Annotated in this window: 15 protein-coding genes and 2 pseudogenes; 5 read left to right on the top strand and 12 right to left on the bottom strand. The window is 72.7% G+C overall.

Annotated features, from left to right (window positions below; translation table 11 throughout):
* From CR470_RS39725 to CR470_RS24585, 7 genes and pseudogenes are all read right to left on the bottom strand, one after another.
* A pseudogene (locus CR470_RS39725) lies at nt 1-601 on the bottom strand (hypothetical protein); the annotation flags it as partial.
* Nucleotides 602-630: 29 nt separating this feature from the next.
* A complete protein-coding gene (locus tag CR470_RS24605) occupies nt 631-1,857 on the bottom strand; it encodes an AAA family ATPase (protein WP_097869717.1) in 1,227 nt (408 codons plus the stop codon).
* Between the two features lie 332 nt (nt 1,858-2,189).
* Nucleotides 2,190-2,275 (bottom strand): annotated as a pseudogene (locus CR470_RS39720).
* A 34-nt stretch (nt 2,276-2,309) separates the two neighbouring features.
* Entirely contained in the window at nt 2,310-3,041 is a 732-nt protein-coding gene (locus CR470_RS24600; protein ID WP_097869716.1) for a DUF7873 family protein, read from the bottom strand.
* A 43-nt stretch (nt 3,042-3,084) separates the two neighbouring features.
* Nucleotides 3,085-4,437 (bottom strand): SWIM zinc finger family protein, encoded by a 1,353-nt coding sequence (locus CR470_RS24595; RefSeq protein ID WP_097869715.1) that lies wholly within the window; start codon nt 4,435-4,437, stop codon nt 3,085-3,087.
* Nucleotides 4,434-7,457 carry a DEAD/DEAH box helicase gene (locus CR470_RS24590; RefSeq protein ID WP_097869718.1) on the bottom strand — a complete coding sequence of 1,008 codons (3,024 nt, stop codon included), beginning with the start codon at nt 7,455-7,457 and terminating at the stop codon, nt 4,434-4,436. The genes CR470_RS24595 and CR470_RS24590 overlap by 4 nt, the downstream gene beginning before the upstream one ends.
* A gap of 169 nt (nt 7,458-7,626) precedes the next feature.
* Nucleotides 7,627-8,625 carry a slipin family protein gene (locus tag CR470_RS24585; RefSeq protein ID WP_097869714.1) on the bottom strand — a complete coding sequence of 333 codons (999 nt, stop codon included), beginning with the start codon at nt 8,623-8,625 and terminating at the stop codon, nt 7,627-7,629.
* A gap of 250 nt (nt 8,626-8,875) precedes the next feature.
* Here CR470_RS24585 and CR470_RS24580 point away from each other — a divergent pair, with 250 nt between their 5' ends.
* Entirely contained in the window at nt 8,876-9,232 is a 357-nt protein-coding gene (locus CR470_RS24580) for a hypothetical protein (protein WP_097869713.1), read from the top strand.
* A gap of 61 nt (nt 9,233-9,293) precedes the next feature.
* On the opposite strand, the gene CR470_RS24575 is transcribed toward CR470_RS24580, so the two are convergent.
* A complete protein-coding gene (locus CR470_RS24575; protein WP_097869712.1) occupies nt 9,294-9,992 on the bottom strand; it encodes a class I SAM-dependent methyltransferase in 699 nt (232 codons plus the stop codon).
* Between the two features lie 150 nt (nt 9,993-10,142).
* On the opposite strand from CR470_RS24575, the gene CR470_RS24570 reads away from it, so the two are divergent.
* Nucleotides 10,143-10,484, top strand: coding sequence for a DUF6343 family protein (locus CR470_RS24570; RefSeq protein ID WP_097869711.1), 342 nt, complete (start codon nt 10,143-10,145; stop codon nt 10,482-10,484).
* Nucleotides 10,485-10,506: 22 nt separating this feature from the next.
* Here the strand turns inward: CR470_RS24570 and CR470_RS24565 are convergent, their stop codons facing one another.
* The 3 genes from CR470_RS24565 to CR470_RS24555 all read right to left on the bottom strand — a co-directional run bounded on the left by CR470_RS24565 (nt 10,507) and on the right by CR470_RS24555 (nt 12,624).
* Nucleotides 10,507-10,875, bottom strand: a complete 369-nt coding sequence (locus CR470_RS24565) for a tetratricopeptide repeat protein (RefSeq protein WP_097869710.1) — start codon at nt 10,873-10,875, stop codon at nt 10,507-10,509.
* A 176-nt stretch (nt 10,876-11,051) separates the two neighbouring features.
* Nucleotides 11,052-11,654: a dephospho-CoA kinase gene (coaE, locus tag CR470_RS24560; RefSeq protein ID WP_097869709.1), complete on the bottom strand. Its 603-nt coding sequence runs from the start codon at nt 11,652-11,654 to the stop codon at nt 11,052-11,054.
* 31 nt (nt 11,655-11,685) lie between these two features.
* A complete protein-coding gene (locus tag CR470_RS24555; protein WP_097869708.1) occupies nt 11,686-12,624 on the bottom strand; it encodes a PAC2 family protein in 939 nt (312 codons plus the stop codon).
* A gap of 285 nt (nt 12,625-12,909) precedes the next feature.
* On the opposite strand from CR470_RS24555, the gene CR470_RS24550 reads away from it, so the two are divergent.
* Nucleotides 12,910-13,869: a right-handed parallel beta-helix repeat-containing protein gene (locus tag CR470_RS24550; RefSeq protein ID WP_097869707.1), complete on the top strand. Its 960-nt coding sequence runs from the start codon at nt 12,910-12,912 to the stop codon at nt 13,867-13,869.
* A 119-nt stretch (nt 13,870-13,988) separates the two neighbouring features.
* Here CR470_RS24550 and rpsA read toward each other — a convergent pair whose 3' ends face one another.
* Nucleotides 13,989-15,509 (bottom strand): 30S ribosomal protein S1, encoded by a 1,521-nt coding sequence (gene rpsA, locus CR470_RS24545; RefSeq protein WP_024493912.1) that lies wholly within the window; start codon nt 15,507-15,509, stop codon nt 13,989-13,991.
* A 409-nt stretch (nt 15,510-15,918) separates the two neighbouring features.
* Between rpsA and CR470_RS24540 the strand changes: the two genes are divergently transcribed.
* Nucleotides 15,919-16,758, top strand: coding sequence for a class I SAM-dependent methyltransferase (locus CR470_RS24540; RefSeq protein WP_097869706.1), 840 nt, complete (start codon nt 15,919-15,921; stop codon nt 16,756-16,758).
* A gap of 60 nt (nt 16,759-16,818) precedes the next feature.
* Nucleotides 16,819-18,487: helicase-related protein (locus tag CR470_RS24535; RefSeq protein WP_107489495.1), on the top strand; the 1,669-nt coding region annotated here is incomplete at its 3' end.

Genomic DNA, 18,487 nt, shown 5'->3' with positions numbered 1-18,487 from the left:
CTGTGCGCCCGGCCGCCTCGGCGGCCTCGATCGCCCGGCGGACGGCGTCGGCGGCCGAGGCCGGTACGTCGCCGTCCGCATCGGTCTCCTCGGCGGCCCGCTGGAGCGCGCCGGCCACGGCGGTCGCCGCGTTCTCGGCGTCCTGGCGGGCGTTCGCCGCCTGCTCGGCCTGCCACTGTGCGTCCTCGGAGCGTTCCAGCATCCTGCGCAGGGCGCCGGACTGGGCGAGGACGGCCATGGCGGCGGCGTACGGGTCCCCGACGGTTTCCCGGCGCAGGGCGGCGAAGTCGGGAGACTCCACCAAGGCGGTGACGATCTCGTGGTTGACCAGCCGCGAGGGGTCCATCTCCGCACGCTCGCGCAGTCGGAGGCCGGCCTTGTAGGCGGACAGGAACACATCGGCCAGGAGGTCACCGGCGTGGTCGTGATGCTCGCCCAGTACCTGGGCCAGCTCGCGCAGTCCTTCGGACTGTTCGCAGGTGTCGCGCCAGGTGAGCCGTTCGAACCGGTCCGCGACGACGGCCCCGGCGCACCGCTCGGCGGTGGAGTGCCCGAGCCAGGTCCGGGCCCGGCCCGCCAGTTGGTCGAGCCCGGCCGGCAACCTGCCCGTGCCGGTGTTCCTCCCGGCGTTCAGAGCTGGGCCCTGACCATGCTCTCGTCCATGCCGAGCGCCTCGGTGAGAACGCGGGCGCGGACGGCGCGCTGACGGCCGGCGACCCGGTCGATGGCGGCGGTGGAGCGGCCGGCGCCCGCCGCCTCGGCGCGCAGCCTCTCCAGCCGCTTGCCCGCCGTGGCGAGCCTGTTGTGGGCCTTCTTGATGACCCAGTCGCTCAGTGCCTCGCGGGACTGCCCCGCCATGGCGTCGAGCTGTGCCTCCAGCTCGTCGAGGGCGTCGGCCAGGTCGAGCGCCTCCTTGGCGTCGGGGTTGACCAGGTGCAGTACCTCGCGCTCGACGGTGGGGCGCTGGGCCGGGGAGTCCCACAGGACGTGGGTGAGCACGGACAGGTCGGTCTCGGCGACCGCCGGGCGTCCGTCGAGGTACGCGGAGGCCTGGAGCAGCCCCACCGCCTGCCGCCAGCGGCGGTCGGAGGCGACGAGTTCCTTGCGGCGCAGGGCCGCCCGCAGCGCGCACACGGCGTCCACGACGGCGTCGGGGACGTCCACGGCCGGGACGGATACGGTCACCGCGTGCTGCAACGCGGCCAGCTCGACGGTGGTACGGACCGGTGCCGCCGGCCGGCTGACGGCGGAGCGGATCAACGCGGCGAAGTTCGACGGGTCCGCCAGGTATCCGACCTCGATCCGCACCAGCAGCCGGTCGTAGATCGCGGCCGTGTCCTGTCCGGTCGGCAGTTCGTTGCTCGCCGTGATGGCGCCGATCAGCGGGCAGCGAATCGGTTCGCCGCCGCTCTCGGGGTGGTAGATCCGCTCGTTGAGGTAGCCCAGGGTCTCGTTCAGCGCCGCCGTGGAGCACTTGAAGATCTCGTCGATGAACGCGACGTGCGCGGTCGTGGCGCGGCCCTCGTACACCTGGCGGTACTCCCCGCGGGCCAGCGCGGCGACGTCGACGGGACCGAACATCCTCGTCGGCGCGGTGAACTTCGACAGGAGGATCTCCCAGTAGGCCGCCCCCTCGACCCTTCCGGTGAGCTCCCGGGCGATCTCGGACTTCGCCGTTCCGGGCGGGCCGAGCACCAGCGAGTGCTGCCCGGCGAGCAGCGCCACCACGAGCGTGCGCACCACGTCGGCCCGCTCGTAGAAGCGGTCCGACACCTCGTCACAGATCGCCCGCAGCCCGGCGGCTGTGCCCTGCGCGTCGCCTGTGTCTCGCACGTCTGTACCTCGCACGTCCCGCATTGTGCCCTGTAGGCCCCGCGCATCCGTGGCCCGGGGCCCCGCCCCCCCCTGGAACGGGAGCGGGCCCGGAGGCGTAGCCGGCCTCCGGGCCCTGAGTGTGCCGCCCATCGGGCACGCCGGCACGTTTAAGGATCCGGGTCAGTCTGATGTCGTCGCGTCCTGCCTTTGGACCACCGCAGATCGAAGCTCTGCGGGCCGGACTTGAACCGGCATTTCGACGCGCGCGGGCCCGGGCCCGTTCGATCCGGCGATCGGCGGCGAATGCTGAGTCTGGAGCAAGAGTCTGAGATTGACGGCGGTCTGCCTCTGCCTGCTTGGGCTACTCCGGCCCGTGCCGGAGGGAGGAGTCGAACCTCCACGGGAACCGCGCCTTCACGACAAGCTTCAGTTTCAGCTTGCGCTCCTCGCGCACCCCGGCCACCGGAGACGGCGGCCGGGGAATCCATGGTCGGTTACCCGAAGAGGTAACCGAATACCGCATCACCCACTCGCTGGTCGGCGACGTCCGCGCCGTTGGCCTCCTCGCGGGCGAACTTCACTGCCTGCTGGAGCTTCTCGATCCGGTCCAGCAGTTCGTTGACGCGTCGCGCCGGAAGCGCCCCGGAGAACTTGACCGTCGTCCAGTACCCGATCGGGATGTCCTCGTAGTACACCTCGACCTGCGCCGGGTGCTTCTCGGTGGCCTCCGCCTTCACGTGGTTGCGGGGCACCTTCTTCGTGCGGACCGTGCGGACCGGCTCGGTCTTCCAGGAGTCGGTCGACGGGTCCTGCACCCAGGCCTCGGCCGCGTCCAGCACGGGCAGCTTGCGGACGAAGGTGTTGAGGTCGGTCAGCTGCTTCTCCAGGAAGAGCAGATACGACACCGGCACCTCGCTCACCAGCACCCGGCCGTCGACCGACACATCGGCCCTGGCCGAGCAGTTCGCCCAGTCCTTCGTGGCGGTCACATCGAAGAGCCGGGTCAGGGTGACCGCGGTCTCCCGCAACACGTCCTCGGCCTTGACCTGGACGAGCGTCGACTCGGGCGGAAGCTGTTCGCCCTCCTCGTCCTTGGGCTGGTAGGTCCGGGAGATCCCGGCCAGCAGTCCGGTCTTCTGGAGGCCGTGATGAGCCGCCGTCAGGTCCTGGTGTGCCTTGGACTTGACGCCCTTCTCCACTGCGATGATCTGATTGAGTTTCGCCACGTCGAGGACGCTAACAGGGGCAACTCCCCGTCGGCCAAGGGTTTTACCGTACGTACAGGGGATCGGCCCCGGCGGTGTCCGGGGCGGAGTCGCCGGCCAGCAGGGCTTCGAGGGCGGACACCGGGTCGGGGTGCGGGGCGGCGCGCGGCCACCAGTCGTCGGCGCCGGGGTCGGATTCGTAGCCGTACCACCGGTGGTCGTGGCCGAAGCGGAGCTGGAGCGAACCGTCCGGGTGGGTGAGGTGGTTGCGCCAGGGTGCGAAGCGCGGGAAGTCGGCGGCGGCGAGGGCGGGCCTGGCCCGGTCGAAGGGGCCGGCCGGCGGGTCCCAGGGCGTCTCCAGGACCGCGAGGCCCTCGGCATCGCCCTGTCGCCAGGCGGCGACGGCTCGGGCGAGGTCGGTGGTGGTGCGGCCGGTGGCGTAGGCCAGCTCCCGGTAGAGCGCGCGGGTGGTGGCGGTGAGCCCGGCGGTCCGCTGTGCGGCGGCGAGGCGGACCGCGTCCTGCCACGGGGTGAGCCCGGCGAGCGGATCACGGCCCGTGGTCAGCAGGGCGTGGGCGCGGGCCGCGGCGTCGGTGGCGAGGTGGTCCAGGGCCAGCGGGTCGCGGGCGCCGGGCAGATCGGGATACGACGGTGGCTGGCCGGGATGCGGTGGCACGGGCAGGGGTGCCGGGAGCGGCGGCAGGAAGCGGGCGGCGAAGGCCTCCCGGGCCCCGACCGACGGAACGTCGGGGGCGGCGGGGCGCTCGCGGGCGGAGTGCTCGGCGTTGCGCCGGCCCAGCTCGTCCAGCAGCTCGCGCTCGCCCCGGCCCCGCATCAGCAGCAGGACGAACGGGTCGCTGTCGAGCAGCAGGGCCGTCTGGAAGCAGAGGGCGGCGACGTGTTTGCAGGGCCGCCCGTGGTCGGGGCAGGTGCAGCTCGGGTCGAGGTCGTCGGCGGCGGGCAGCAGCCGGACACCGGCCTCCTCGGCGGTGTGGGCCAGGGAGTGCGGCATCTCCTTGGCCAGCAGTGCGGACAGGTGGCCGGGGTGGGCGGCGACCGCGTCGAGCAGGGTCTCCCAGCCGGGGTCGGTGAAGGTGCGCAGCCGCAGCTCGGCGCGGTAGGGGCGGGCCCGGCTGCCGTGCACATAGGCGACGACGCGGCCGGGGGTGACGGTGATCGCGGCGACCTGGCCGTCGTCGGCGTAGTGACGGCCGCGGGCGAGGCGGGCCTCGTCCATCGACAGCGACTCCAGCGCGTCCACCCAGGCCCGGCCCCACCAACTGCCCGCGAAGGGCTCCCCCTCGGCGGAGGTGCGGGCGGGCACCGCCTCGAAGGTGCGCCGCAGATCGTCCGGGCCGGGCCGGGCGCGGGGGGCCGATCGCCGGGCGGCGGGGCCGGTGGTCGGGCGCGGGCTCATGCGGGCCTCCGCAGCGATACGAGGTCGGCCAGGTCACGGTCGCTGAGCTCGGTCAGGGCGCTCTCGCCGCTGCCGAGCACCGCGTCGGCCAGGACCCGCTTGGACTCCAGCAGCTCGGCGATCCGGTCCTCCACCGTGCCCTCCGCGATGATCCGGTGGACCTGCACGGGCTGGGTCTGGCCGATCCGGTACGCCCGGTCGGTGGCCTGCTCCTCCACGGCGGGGTTCCACCAGCGGTCGAAGTGGACGACGTGGGCGGCGCGGGTCAGATTCAGTCCGGTGCCGGCCGCCTTGAGGGAGAGCAGGAAGACGGGGACCTCGGCGGACTGGAAGCGGTCCACCATTCGCTCCCGCTCGGCCACCGGCGTACCGCCGTGGAGGAGCTGGGAGGGGATCGAACGGGAGGCGAGGTGCGCGGAGAGGAGCTTCGCCATCGTCACGTACTGGGTGAAGATCAGGACCGAGCCGTCCTCGGAGAGGATCGTGTCGAGCAGCTCGTCGAGCAGCGCGAGCTTGCCCGAGCGGCCCGTGAGCCGGGTGGGATCCTCCTTCAGATACTGGGCCGGGTGGTTGCAGATCTGCTTGAGCGAGGTCAGCAGCTTCATGACGAGACCCCGGCGGGCGATGCCCTCCGCCGCCTCGATCTGCGCCATCGTCTCGCGGACGGCCGCCTCGTAGAGCGTGGCCTGCTCACGGGTGAGGGAGACGGGGTGGTCGGTCTCCGTCTTGGGCGGCAGCTCGGGGGCGATGCCGGGATCGGACTTCTTGCGCCGCAGGAGGAAGGGCCGCACCAGCCGGGACAGCCGCTCCACCGCCTCCTCGTTGCCCAGGCCCGCGGCGGTGCCGGTGTTCTCCACGATCCGGGCGTGCCGGGCCCGGAACGCCTTGAGCGGGCCGAGCAGGCCGGGTGTGGTCCAGTCGAGGAGCGCCCAGAGCTCGGAGAGGTTGTTCTCGACGGGGGTGCCGGTGAGGGCGACCCGGGCCGGGGCGGGGATCGTGCGCAGCGCCTTGGCGGTGGAGGAGTGCGGATTCTTGACGTGCTGCGCCTCGTCGGCGACGACCAGGCCCCAGCTCTGCTCGGCGAGTTGGGGAGCGCTGGAGCGCATCGTCCCGTAGGTGGTGAGGACGAAGCCGCCGTCCGGGTCGCTCAGGGTGCGGTCCGTGCCGTGGAAGCGGCGCACGGGGACGCCGGGGGCGAAGCGGTTGATCTCGCGGTGCCAGTTGCCGAGGAGGGAGGCGGGGCAGACCACCAGGGTGGGCGAGGGGTGCGCCCGGTGCAGATGGAGGGCGATGAGGGTGATCGTCTTGCCGAGGCCCATGTCGTCGGCGAGGCAGCCGCCGAGCCCGAGCGAGGTCATCCGGTCCAGCCAGGCCAGGCCGCGCAGTTGATAGTCGCGCAGCGTCGCGTCGAGGCCGGGCGGAGGGGCGATCGTGGTGTCCTGGCTGAGGATCCGCGTGCGGAGGACGGCCAGCGCCCCGGCGGGGACGGCGTCCACCCGCTCGCCGTCCACCTCCGCGCTGCCGGTGAGGGCGACGGCGAGCGCGTCCACCGGGTCCAGGAGCCCCAGCTCCCGCTTGCGCGCCTTGCGTACGAGAGCGGGGTCGACGACCACCCACTGGTCGCGCAGCCGCACCACCGGGCGGTGGGCCTCGGCCAGGGTGTCCATCTCGGCCTCGGTCAGCCGCTCCTCCCCCAGCGACAGCTGCCAGTCGAAGGCGAAGAGGTGCTCGGCGTCGAAGAAGGACGTGCCGTCGGTGGCCGATCCGGGCGCGGGCCGCACGACGGCGGTCGCGGTGAGGGACCGCGCCAGCTCGCGCGGCCAGTGCACCTCGACCCCGGCGCCGGCCAGCCGGGATCCCGCGTCGCTCAGCAGCTCGTACAGCTCGTCCTCGGTGATGGCGAGCACATCGGGGACGGGCTGCCCCAGCAGCCGTTCCAGCGGGGCCCAGACGCGGGCGGCGCGGCGCAGCGCCAGCACCGCGTCGACCCGGGCACGCGGCCCGAACGGCTCGCCCGCCCCGCCGTTCCACAGAGCGGCCGCGTCCACCACGTAGGTCGGGTCGGCGAGGCTGTGGACCTGGACGACGGCAGCGGCGGCGTGCCGGACCGCCGGGTCGTCCGGATGCTCCGGCGGCGTGGATCCGTCGGCGGTCTCCGCCGCCTCCCCGGCGGCCGTGACCGCGTAGGTGTCGGCGGTGTCGAACAGTTCGTACGCGGAGAGGTCCAGGCGCAGCGAGACCCGCACGCCCGCGTCCAGGCCCGAGGCGACCTCCACGGCCCAGGCCGCGGCGTGGGGCAGATGCTGGGGCTCGTGCGCGGCGAACGGCGCGCCCATCGCGAACGCGGCGGCGGGCGTGCGTGGCAGCGTGTCGGCGACGGCGTCCAGGAACGCACCGATCAGGGCCTCGGGGTCGGGGAGCCGGGGCGGCCCGGAACCGGGAACCGGCGTCGCGTGCCCCTCGGGCGGCAGGGCGGCGGCGACCGCCCGCAGATGCGCGACGTCCTCGGCGTCCCTCGGGCCCGCCCGCCAGGCGTCGTGACCGTCCGCCGTGAGTCCGGGGAGGAGCCGGCCGCGGGCGACGAGCCGAAGGGCGTGCAGAGCGGCCGCGCCCCAGCAGCGCGTGGCGGGGTGGGCGGATCCCTGGTGACGTGCCCGGACGAGCAGGGGCAGCGCGTCGGCCACGGACAGCAGCGCCACGGGCGTCACCACAGCGCGGACGCTCCCGGGGCCCGCCGCCGGGTCCGGCCGGACCACCGTGAGCCGGGCTGCGGTGTACGGAACGGAGTCGGGGTGGTTGGGGGTCTCCACGTACGCGAAGGACGTCCCGCTCCCTCCCTGCGCGCCGTCGTCGAGCCACGGACCGGCGTCCGCGAGCGGGTCCCAGAAGGCGACGCGACCATCCCTGGGCACCGGGCCGGGCAGGAAGACCGCCGCGCAGCGCAGCAGTCGGGCGGCGTCGGCGGTCCGGGGCGTGGCCTCGGTGTCCCGCTGCGCGCCCTCTCGGGCCCGTGCGGTCATGTCCCCCACCCCCTCCCACCTGATCCACGGTCTGCGCCGGCACGGAATGTGCTGACTCCGCGAGTCTAGGCGGGCGGTCTGACACCGCTGACGCCCGCCGCATCACTCCAGGTCAGCGGCGTTGGAATTGGGTGGGCGGGCGTCCTGCTCCGCGCGCGGGCCGACACGCTCAGTGATGGGCGAACGGCTGCTCCGACGGGGACGGTGCCGCCGGGGGCGGTGCCGCCGGGGGCGGTGCCGCCGGGGGCGGCGGTGCGGCCGGTTCTTCGGAGGTCCGCGTTTCGGGAAGCCGCGCCTCCGCCTCCGGAAGCGGTGATCCGTTCTCCACGGATGACGGCAGCTGCGCGGCGCCGCCGTTCACCGACGGCTGCCGCCCCGTCCGGCCCGCGTCCGTCTCCTCCACCGCCGGCTGCTGCGCGCGCTCCAGGAACCGGAGCAGCTCCACCGGGAAGGGCAGCACCAGCGTGGAGTTCTTCTCCGCCGCGACGGCGACCACGGTCTGCAGCAGCCTCAGCTGGAGCGCCGCGGGCTGGGCGGACATCTCGCCCGCCGCCTGTGCCAGCTTCTTCGAGGCCTGGAGCTCCGCGTCGGCGTTGATCACCCTGGCGCGCCGCTCCCGGTCGGCCTCGGCCTGGCGGGCCATGGACCGCTTCATGGTCTCCGGCAGGGAGACGTCCTTGATCTCGACCCGGTCGATCTGCACGCCCCAGCTGACCGCCGGGCTGTCGATCATGACCTCCAGCCCCTGGTTGAGCTTCTCGCGGTTGGACAGCAGATCGTCCAGGTCGCTCTTGCCGATGATCGACCGGAGCGAGGTCTGGGCCATCTGCGAGACGGCGAACCGGTAGTCCTCCACCGCGATGACGGCGTTCGTCGGGTCGACCACCTTGAAGTAGATGACCGCGTCCACGCGGACGGTGACGTTGTCCCGGGTGATGCCGTCCTGGGCGGGCACCGGCATGGTGACGATCTGCATGTTGACCTTGTGCAGCCGGTCGACCACCGGCACGACCAGCGTGAAGCCCGGCAGCCGCACGTCCTTCCGCAGCCTGCCGAGCCGCAGCACAACACCGCGCTCGTACTGCCGGATCACCCGCGCCGCCGAGGCCACGTACAGCACCCCTGCGCCGACCACCGCCACCAGGGCGATCACCAGTTCCTGAACCATGACGGCCCCCTGGGAGGAAGGGGAGCGGACACCTGTGTGACCGCGGAACACTCTTTACGGCATAGCGCCTTTTATTCATTATTGCCCCATTTGGTGGTAAGGCGAACCTCCGTCGCACCGCGGCTCGCCCGGTCAGCCGCGCACCGGATGCCGGGCCGCCCCCGGGCGGGCAGGGTGGCCAGCGCCAGCACGTCGTTCCGACGTACCGAATCGCCGGACGAGCGCCGGACGAGCAGACGAGGACCCGCCCATGTCCGTGACCGCCACCGTTCCCCGCCGCCGACGCCGCCTCGGGATCGCCGCCGGGGCCTCGCTCCTCGCCCTCGCCGTCTCGGGCTGCTCCGGGCTCGGCCGCACCGCGGTGGGCCCGGTGACGTACACGACGGAGCGCGAAGCGGTGCTGCAGGTGAACAGCCCGCCCGTACGCGGCTGCCATCGGATCGCCCCGGCGGGAGCCCACGAGGTGGAGAACGGGACGCTGGTCGACGTCATCCTGTACCGCACACGTGACTGCACGGGCGGCAAGACGACGTACGTGCCGACCAGGTTCAGCGATGTGACGGCGCCGGGCAGCGGGCCGTGGCGCAGTTACCGCTTCGTGCACTGACACCGCTTCGCGCACTGAGCGACAGGGGCGGGCACGGCGGGCGCCGGCCGGCCGCGGCCGGTCAGACCACGGGTCGGGCCAGCAGCCAGGTGCCGTCGTCGGTGAGGGTGCGGTCCAGCGTGAGTCCGGCCGTCGCCAGATGCCGGGTGAGGTCCTCGTCGGACAGCTCCCGCGACAGGAAGGTCTGCGTCCACCGCGCGTCGTCGAAGTGATACTCCGCGCGCACCGAGCGCACTCCGTCGCCCACCGGATCCGCGGAGACGATCCGGATCAGACCGCCGGACGGGTCGGTCCGCTCCCACGGCAGCTCCGAGCGGTGCGCCGCCCCTTCGCGCTGGACGAGGACGATCCCGTCGTCCCGCACATGGTCGCGGCAGACGCGCAGCATCCCGTCGCGCACCCGGTGCTCGCCCGCGTGGACCAGGAAGGAACCGAGCAGCACCACGTCGAACCGCTCGCCGCCCAGGTCCAGGGACTCGATGGAGCTCCGCACCCCGCGCGCCCCGACGATCTGTTCCAGCATCTCCGGTGACTCGTCCACCGCCGTCACCCTGAATCCGCGCCGCACCAGCGGATGGGTCACCCGGCCCGCCCCACAGCCCAGTTCGAGAATGCTCGCCCCGGCGGGGGCCACGCCCGCGATCACGTCCGGCTCCTCGCCGACGGACAGCCTGCGATACAGCTCGACCGCGCACCCGTCCGGCGTGATGGCTCCGGGACCGGTCCCCTCGTACCCTTCGCGTACCAGTGATTCGCTCATGAAGGACGAACGAGCCGTCGCCGAGCACGGTTCCCCGATCGTCACACCGGGTCAGCGCCAGAGCCCGCAGCGTAGCGACCCTCCCTGTGCGCCGTGCCCGGTTCCGTTCGCCGCCGGACGGGTTCATGCTGGTTAAGTGAGGTGATCACCATGCGTACCGGCAGTGAACCCGCGACCGCCCGCAGTCCGCTGCGGATGCGGCTCTGGCTGAGCCTGTGGGGCATGCTCTGGGCCCTTTTCGGCCTGGTGGCGTTCTCCCTGACCGGACGGCCGGGCTGGGCGGCGGCCTGCGCGGTGGTGCTGCTGCTCGCGATCCTGGACCTCTGCGTGATCAGGTACCGCATGCGCCAGGGCCCGCACTACCAGCCGGGCCGTGACATCCCGCCGTACGAGCCGGACCGCGGCGACGGCCGCCCACGCCGACCGGGGCCCGGCATGGACGGCGGTCGGCGGAGCGGAAAGGGGGCGGGCCCTTCTTCCGGACGCCCCTAGGTTCCGTCGTCGGCCCGGTCCGTCAGGCCCGCTCGTCGAACTTCGCGGCCCGGAGGTACTCCGGCTTCGGGTCGAGCGCCGCCGCCAGGCGGAAGTGCCGGGTCGCCTGCTCGGGGCGGCCGGCCCGCTCGAAGGTGCGGGCCAGGGCGAAGTGGGCGAACGCGTTGTCCGGCTCGCGCTCCAGCACCAGCTCGAATTCCAGCTCGGCGGGGCGCAGCTGGGCGGCGGCGAAGAAGGCGCGGGCCCGGAGCAGCCGGGCGGCGGTGTTCTCGGGATGCGCGGCGATCACCGAGTCGAGGAGCTTGACGGCACCCCGGGGGTCCCGGGCTCCGAGCAGTTGCTCGGCCGCACGGAAGTCGATGACATGGGTCTCCGGATTCCTTTCGGGCACGGTCGCGTCCTTCCCTTCCCTCGCCGGTTTCCAACGTCCGCCGAGGAGCCGGTATTCCGGTACGTCCGCCGAGGAGCCGGTATTCCGGTGCGTCCGCCGAGGAGCCGGTATTCCCGTACGTCCGGCCGGGAGCCGGTATTCCCGCACGTCCGGCCGGGGCGTCCCCGTACGCGGACTCAGCGGGCGGCGGCCCTGCGGACCAACTCCTCCCAGACCGCGCGGACCTGGGGTTCCAGCGCCTCCAGCGGCCCGTCGTTGTCCACGATCAGGTCGGCGACTGCCCGGCGCTGGTCGCGGGTGGCCTGTGCGGCCATCCTGGCACGGGCGTCGGACTCCGTCATTCCGCGCAGGGTGACGAGCCGTTCGAGCTGGGTACCGGCGGCGGCGTCGACGACCACGACCAGGTCGTAGAGGGGCGCGAGCCCGTTCTCCGTGAGGAGGGGGACGTCGTGGACGACGACGGCGTCCTCGGGGGCCGCCCGTTCCAGTTCGGCCGCGCGGGCGCCGACCAGCGGGTGGACGATCGCGTTGAGCGCGGCCAGACGCCCGGCGTCGGCGAAGACGAGCGCGCCGAGCGCCGGGCGGTCCAGAGCGCCTTCGGCGGTCAGGACGCCCGGCCCGAACTCCTCGACGACGGCCGCGAGTCCGGGAGTCCCGGGCTCGACGACCTCACGGGCGATCCGGTCGGAGTCGATCAGGACGGCGCCGTACTGCACGAGCAACCGTGACACTTCGCTCTTGCCGGCGCCGATGCCACCGGTCAGGCCCACTTTCAGCATGGGCCGCAGCCTACGGGCCGGGCGAGGGTGCTCAGCCCTCGCCCTCCCGCTCGGCGAGGAAGCGCTCGAACTCGCGGCCGATCTCGTCGGCGGACGGCAGGTCGACCGGCTCGGCGACGAGGTTGCCGCGCGTCTCGGAGCCGGCGACGGCGTCGTACTGGTGCTCCAGGCCCTCGACGAGGGAGACCAGCTCCTCGTCGCCCTGGCCGATCTGCCGGTCGATCTCGGTCTGGGTGCGGTGGGCCTCGGTGCGCAGGGAGTGCGCGAGCGCGGGCAGCACGAGACCGGTCGCGGCGGTGATCGCCTCCAGCGCGGTCAGCGCCGCGTCCGGGTAGGAGGACCTGGCGACGTAGTGCGGGACGTGGGTGGCGACCCCGAGGACGTCGTGGCCGGACTCCATCAGCCGGTACTCGACGAGGGCCTCGGCCGAACCGGGCACCTGGGCCTCGTCGAAGGGGCTGCGGTGGCCGGGCATCAGGTCGGTGCGGTTGCCGTGCGGGGTGAGGCCGACGGGGCGGGTGTGCGGGACGCCCATCGGGATGCCGTGGAAGTTGACCGCGAGCCGGACGCCGAGGCGCTCGACGATCTGCTCGACGGCGGCGGCGAACCGCTCCCACTCCACGTCCGGCTCCGGTCCCGACAGCAGCAGGAAGGTCGCTCCGGTGGCGTCCTGGACCACCCGCACCTCCAGGGTGGGGGCCTCGAAGGACGTCCAGCGGTCGCGCCGGAAGGTGAGCAGGGGGCGCCGTGCGCGGTAGTCGACGAGCCGGTCGTGGTCGAAGCGCGCGACGACCTGGTGCGGCAGCGTTTCGAGCAGGCCGTCGACGATCTGCTCGCCGGTCTCGCCCGCGTCGATGTAGCCGTCGAAGTGGTAGAGCATGACCAGGCCGGCCGACTCCTGCGCCAGCGCCATGTCGACGACGGCCAGGCCCTTCGGCTCCCATTCGTACAAACTCTGCGGATCAGGCACGGTTACCGCTCCTCCTCGTGTTCCTAGGGAAGAACGCGAACGGCGGCACGCACATTCCCCGCGCCCGGGTCTTTCCCGGCGAGGACGGGTCACGGAGCGTCAGCCGCCCGTGCCGCACGAGCGGTTCGGCCCCGGCCGGCGCCGCCCGCCGATCCTGGTCCAGACCTTGACGCGCCCTGCCGCCGTCCCTACCGTCACTGGGCAACAAGTTCAGACACACGTCTCATGTTCATGTAGGAGAACCGCATGAGACATCCGAGCTCCTCCGACGGGAAGGCACCCCCCATGCGCACCCGCTCCCCCCTCACCGTCCTGCTCGCCGCCGCCCTGGCCGCCGGCGGTCTCACCCTCGCCGGCGCCGGGACCGCGAACGCCGCGGTCATCGACGTCAGCACCGCGGCCCAGCTCAAGTCGGCGCTCACCACCGTCTCCCCCGGTGACACGATCCGGCTCGCCGACGGCACGTACACCGGGAACTTCAAGGCCGCCCGGCCCGGCACCTCCGGGGCGCGGATCACTCTCACCGGCTCCAGCAGGGCGGTCCTGACCGCGGGCGGCGGCTACGGGCTGCACCTGAACGGCGCCTCGTACTGGACCGTCCGGGGCGTCACGGTCAAGGGTGGCCAGAAGGGCATCATGACCGACGCGGCCAACGGTGTCGTGATCGACTCGGTGACCGTGCACGACCTCGACATGGAAGGCGTCCACTTCCGTAGCTCCAGCAAGGACGGCGTTCTGAAGAACTCCCGGATCTACGACACCGGGCAGAACGGACGCGGCATGGGCGAGGGCGTGTACGTCGGTTCGGCCGGCGGCCTCTCCGACCGCAGCGACAACGCGCAGATCCTGAACAACACCATCGGCCCCGGTGTCGGCGGCGAGAGCATCGACATCAAGGAGGGGACGACCGGCGCGAGGATCATCGGCAACACCTTCGACGGCGACGGGCTGACCGGCGCCAACTACGACGATTCCTGGGTCGACGTGAAGGGCAACAACGTCCTGGTCGAGGGCAACAGGGGCTCGCGCACCACCAACAACGGCTACGAGACCCACACCCAGCAGAGCGGCTGGGGCTGCGGCACCGTCTTCCGTGACAACGCCTCGAACCTCTCCGGGGCCACCGGCGACAAGCGGCTCGCCATCAACGTCACCAACCACGGCTCCGGTTGCCGCACCACCGTGTACGCGAGCAACACCGTCACCGGCGGCAAGGGGCTGACCAACATCGCCGTCACCCCGTAGCCGCCCGCCCCCTGAACGCTCCGACCGGTGAACGCGAGTGAGGCCCGCCCCCCGAAGGGGACGGGCCTCACTTACCGCTTCTCAGCTACCGCAGCCGATGAGCCGCCGGGGTCAGAGCGTCAGCTCTGGCCGCCCGCGAGCTTCTCGCGCAGCGCGGCAAGGGCCTCGTCCGACGCCAGGGCGCCGGAGTTGTCCGCCGACTCCGAGGAGTAGGAGCCGCCGCCCCCGCCACCGCTGCCACCGGAGGCGGCCGGAGCAGCGCCGGCCGGGGCAGCAGCGCCCTCGGCCGCAGCAGCCTCGTCGGCCTCGCGGGACTTGATGACCTGGGCCTGGTGCTGCTCGAAGCGCGTCTGCGCCTCGGCGTACTGGGTCTCCCAGACCTCGCGCTGCGCCTCGAAGCCCTCGAGCCAGTCGTTGGTCTCGGGGTCGAAGCCCTCGGGGTAGATGTAGTTGCCCTGGTCGTCGTACGACGCGGCCATGCCGTACAGCGTCGGGTCGAACTCGACCGAGGCCGGGTCGCCACCGAAGGACTCGTTGGCCTGCTTCAGCGAGAGGCTGATGCGACGACGCTCGAGGTCGATGTCGATGACCTTGACGAAGATCTCGTCGTTGACCTGGACGACCTGCTCCGGGATCTCCACGTGGCGCTCGGCCAGCTCGGAGATGTGGACCAGACCCTCGATGCCCTCGTCGACGCGGACGAACGCACCGAAGGGAACGAGCTTGGTGACCTTACCCGGGACGACCTGACCGATCTGGTGCGTCCGGGCGAACTGCTGCCACGGGTCTTCCTGCGTCGCCTTGAGCGACAGGGAGACGCGCTCGCGGTCCATGTCGACGTCGAGGACCTCGACGGTGACTTCCTGGCCGACCTCGACAACCTCGGAGGGGTGGTCGATGTGCTTCCAGGACAGCTCGGAGACGTGCACGAGACCGTCGACGCCACCCAGGTCCACGAAGGCACCGAAGTTGACGATCGAGGAGACGACGCCGGAGCGGACCTGACCCTTCTGCAGGGTGGTGAGGAACGTCTGGCGAACCTCGGACTGGGTCTGCTCGAGCCAGGCACGGCGGGACAGGACCACGTTGTTGCGGTTCTTGTCCAGCTCGATGATCTTGGCCTCGAGCTCCTTGCCCACGTAGGGCTGGAGGTCGCGGACGCGACGCATCTCGACGAGCGACGCCGGCAGGAAGCCACGGAGGCCGATGTCGAGGATGAGACCACCCTTGACGACCTCGATGACGGTACCGGTGACGATGCCGTCCTCTTCCTTGATCTTCTCGATGGTGCCCCAAGCACGCTCGTACTGAGCGCGCTTCTTCGAGAGAATCAGGCGGCCTTCCTTGTCCTCCTTCTGGAGAACCAGGGCCTCGATCTCGTCGCCGACCTTGACGACCTCGTTCGGGTCGACGTCGTGCTTGATCGAGAGCTCGCGGCTCGGGATGACACCTTCGGTCTTGTAACCGATGTCGAGGAGAACTTCGTCCCGGTCAACCTTGACGATGACGCCGTCAACGATGTCGCCGTCGTTGAAGTACTTGATCGTCTCGTCGATCGCCGCGAGGAACGCGTCCGCGTCGCCGATGTCGTTGACCGCAACCTGCGGAGTGGTGGCGGTGGTCTCGGTGCTGCTCGTCATGTGGGAAAGGGCTCCGGTACGGACAGAGAGTCGTAGGTACTGCTACGCCGAAAGCCCGTATCGCCTCTGCAGAAGCCGGACAGCCGGGAAAGCGCGCAATCCGTTTCCGGAGAGACGCCTCGACAACCGAGGGGACATGCAACAGACGCGAGCGCGGCCTGCTAGGTCTGAGGCGCGCAGGCTCGCAGCGCAACTTGTAGCATACGGGGGCAGCCGGACAGGGTCAATGCGCGAAGGCGCACACCTGGGGCACATCGCCCCAATTCCGGCACAACTCGTGTTCACCGAGGCCACATCGGCCCGAGAACACTACGGCACGGCGCCGCGGACGCGCGTCCGTACCCCCGGGGTGCGCCCCCTGGTACGTACCGCGCGCGGCGGGTGAAGGCAAACTACAACGACGGGCACGATGAGCCAAGAGATCCACGGGGCCTCCTCCGCAGAACCAGCGGGACCCCCTGAGCCGGAAGCCACGCGCCGCGCGGCGGACGAGGCGGAGAGCAGCCGGGCCAGCCGTGGCTGGTGGGACCGGAACGCCGACGAGTACCAGAGCGACCACGGCGGCTTCCTGGGGGACGACCGCTTCGTCTGGGGTCCGGAAGGGCTGGACGAGGCGGACGCCGCCCTGCTGGGACCCGCCGCCTCCCTCAAGGGCCTCGACGTCCTGGAGATCGGCGCCGGGGCCGCCCAGTGCTCGCGCTGGCTGGCCGGCCGGGGCGCCCGCCCGGTCGCGCTCGACCTCTCCCACCGCCAGCTCCAGCACGCCCTGCGGATCGGCGAGGACGTCCCGCTGGTCGAGGCGGACGCGGGCCGGCTCCCGTTCCGGGACGGGTCCTTCGACCTGGCCTGCTCCGCGTACGGGGCGGTGCCGTTCGTCGCCGACCCCGTGCGGGTCTTCCGCGAGGTCCACCGGGTGCTGCGGCCCGGCGGGCGCTGGGTGTTCTCCGTGACGCACCCGATCCGCTGGGCGTTCCCGGACGAGCCCGGGCCCGAGGGGCTGTCCGTCGCCGCCTCCTACTTCGACCGCGTCCCCTACGTGGAGCAGGACGAGGACGGCGACGCCGTCTATGTGGAACACCACCGCACGCTGGGTGACCGGGTCCGGGACGTGGTGGCGGGCGGTTTCCGGCTGGTCGACCTGGTCGAACCGGAATGGCCCGCGTGGAACGACCAGGAGTGGGGCGGCTGGTCCCCGCTGCGCGGCAACCTGATCCCGGGCACGGCGATCTTCGTCTGCGAGCGGGGCTGAGCCGCTGACCGGCCGGGGCGCGCGGAACTCCTGGGGACGCTCCCGTACGACACTGGGGGCGTGATCCGTACCGAAGCCCTGGACCGACTGCCCGTCCGCACCGCCGTGCCCGCCCTGCGGCGCGCGCTCGACGACCGGGGCGTCGCCGTCCTGTGCGCCCCGCCCGGCACCGGCAAGACGACACTCGTCCCGCTGGTGCTGGCCGGGCTGACCGGTGAGGGTCCGGTGCGCCGGGTCGTGGTCGCCGAGCCGCGCCGGATCGCCGCGCGGGCTGCGGCGCGGCGGATGGCGTGGCTGCTGGGCGAGCAGCCGGGCGGCCGGATCGGCTTCACGGTGCGCGGCGAGCGCGTGGTGGGACGGGACACGGTGGTGGAGGTCGTGACCACCGGAGTGCTGCTCCAGCGGCTCCAGCGGGACCAGGAGCTGGCCGGGGTGGACACGGTGATCATCGACGAGTGCCACGAGCGGCACCTGGACGCCGACACGGTCGCCGCGTTCCTCCTGGACGTACGGGAGGCGATCCGGCCCGATCTGCGGCTGGTGGCGGCGTCCGCGACGACGGACGCGGAGGGCTGGGCGCGGCTGCTCGGCGACGCCCCGGTGATCGAGGCGCAGGGGGTCTCGCATCCGGTGGAGGTGGTCTGGGCGCCGCCCGCCCGTCCGGTGAAGCCGCCGCACGGGATGAGGGTGGACCCCGCGCTGCTGACCCATGTGGCGGCGACCGTGCGACGGGCGCTCGGTGAACGGGAGGGGGACGTGCTCTGCTTCCTGCCCGGCGTCGGGGAGATCGGCCGGGTGGCCGGGCAGCTCGCGGGCGTGGACGCGGAGCTCCTCCAGGTGCACGGGCGGGCTCCGGCGGCCGTGCAGGACGCGGTGCTGGCCGGCTCCACCGAGGGGCGGCGGGTGGTCCTGGCGACCTCGGTGGCGGAGTCGTCGCTGACGGTGCCGGGGGTGCGGGTCGTCGTCGACTCGGGTCTCGCGCGGGAACCCCGTACCGACCACGCCCGGGGGCTGAGCGCCCTGACCACCGTACGGGCCTCGCGGGCGGCCGGGCGGCAGCGTGCCGGGCGTGCGGGGCGGGAGGCCCCGGGGGCGGTGTACCGGTGCTGGGACCAGGCCGAGGACGGGCGGCTCGCGCGCTTTCCCGCCCCGGAGATCAAGGTCGCCGACCTCGCCGCGTTCGCGCTCCAGGCGGCGTGCTGGGGCGATCCGGGCGCCTCCTCGCTCGCGCTGCTGGACCCGCCGCCCGCCGGGGCGATGGGCGCCGCCCGGGAGGTGCTGGACGCGATCGGCGCGGTGGACGGCGGGGGCCGGGTCACCGAGCGCGGCGTACGGATGTCCCGGCTGGGGCTGCATCCCCGGCTGGCGCGGGCCCTGCTGGACGGCGCGCGGGAGGTCGGGGCGCGGCGGGCCGCGGAGGTGGTGGCGCTGCTGAGCGAGGAGCCGCCGAGGGAGTACGGGGATGATCTCGCGGCGGCGCTGCGGGCCGCCCGCCGGGGCCAGGACGGGTACGCGGCGCGCTGGAAGCAGGAGGTGCGGCGGCTGTCGTCGTCGCTGGGGAGCGGCCCGTCGGGCGGGAAGGACGGCGGCCGCTCCGACGACGCGGTCGTCGGCCTCGTCGCCGCGCTGGCGTTTCCGGAGCGGGTGGCGCGGGCCCGGGGCGACGGGGCCTTCCTGATGGCGTCGGGCACGGGCGCGGAGCTGCGGCTGTCTCTTATACACATCTCTG

Origin of the sequence: Streptomyces sp. rh34 (assembly GCF_002551245.1) — a bacterium.
Taxonomy (GTDB): domain Bacteria; phylum Actinomycetota; class Actinomycetes; order Streptomycetales; family Streptomycetaceae; genus Streptomyces.
Note: the sequence above shows the minus strand (reverse complement) of the source record. Positions and strands in the feature narration are given on the sequence as shown.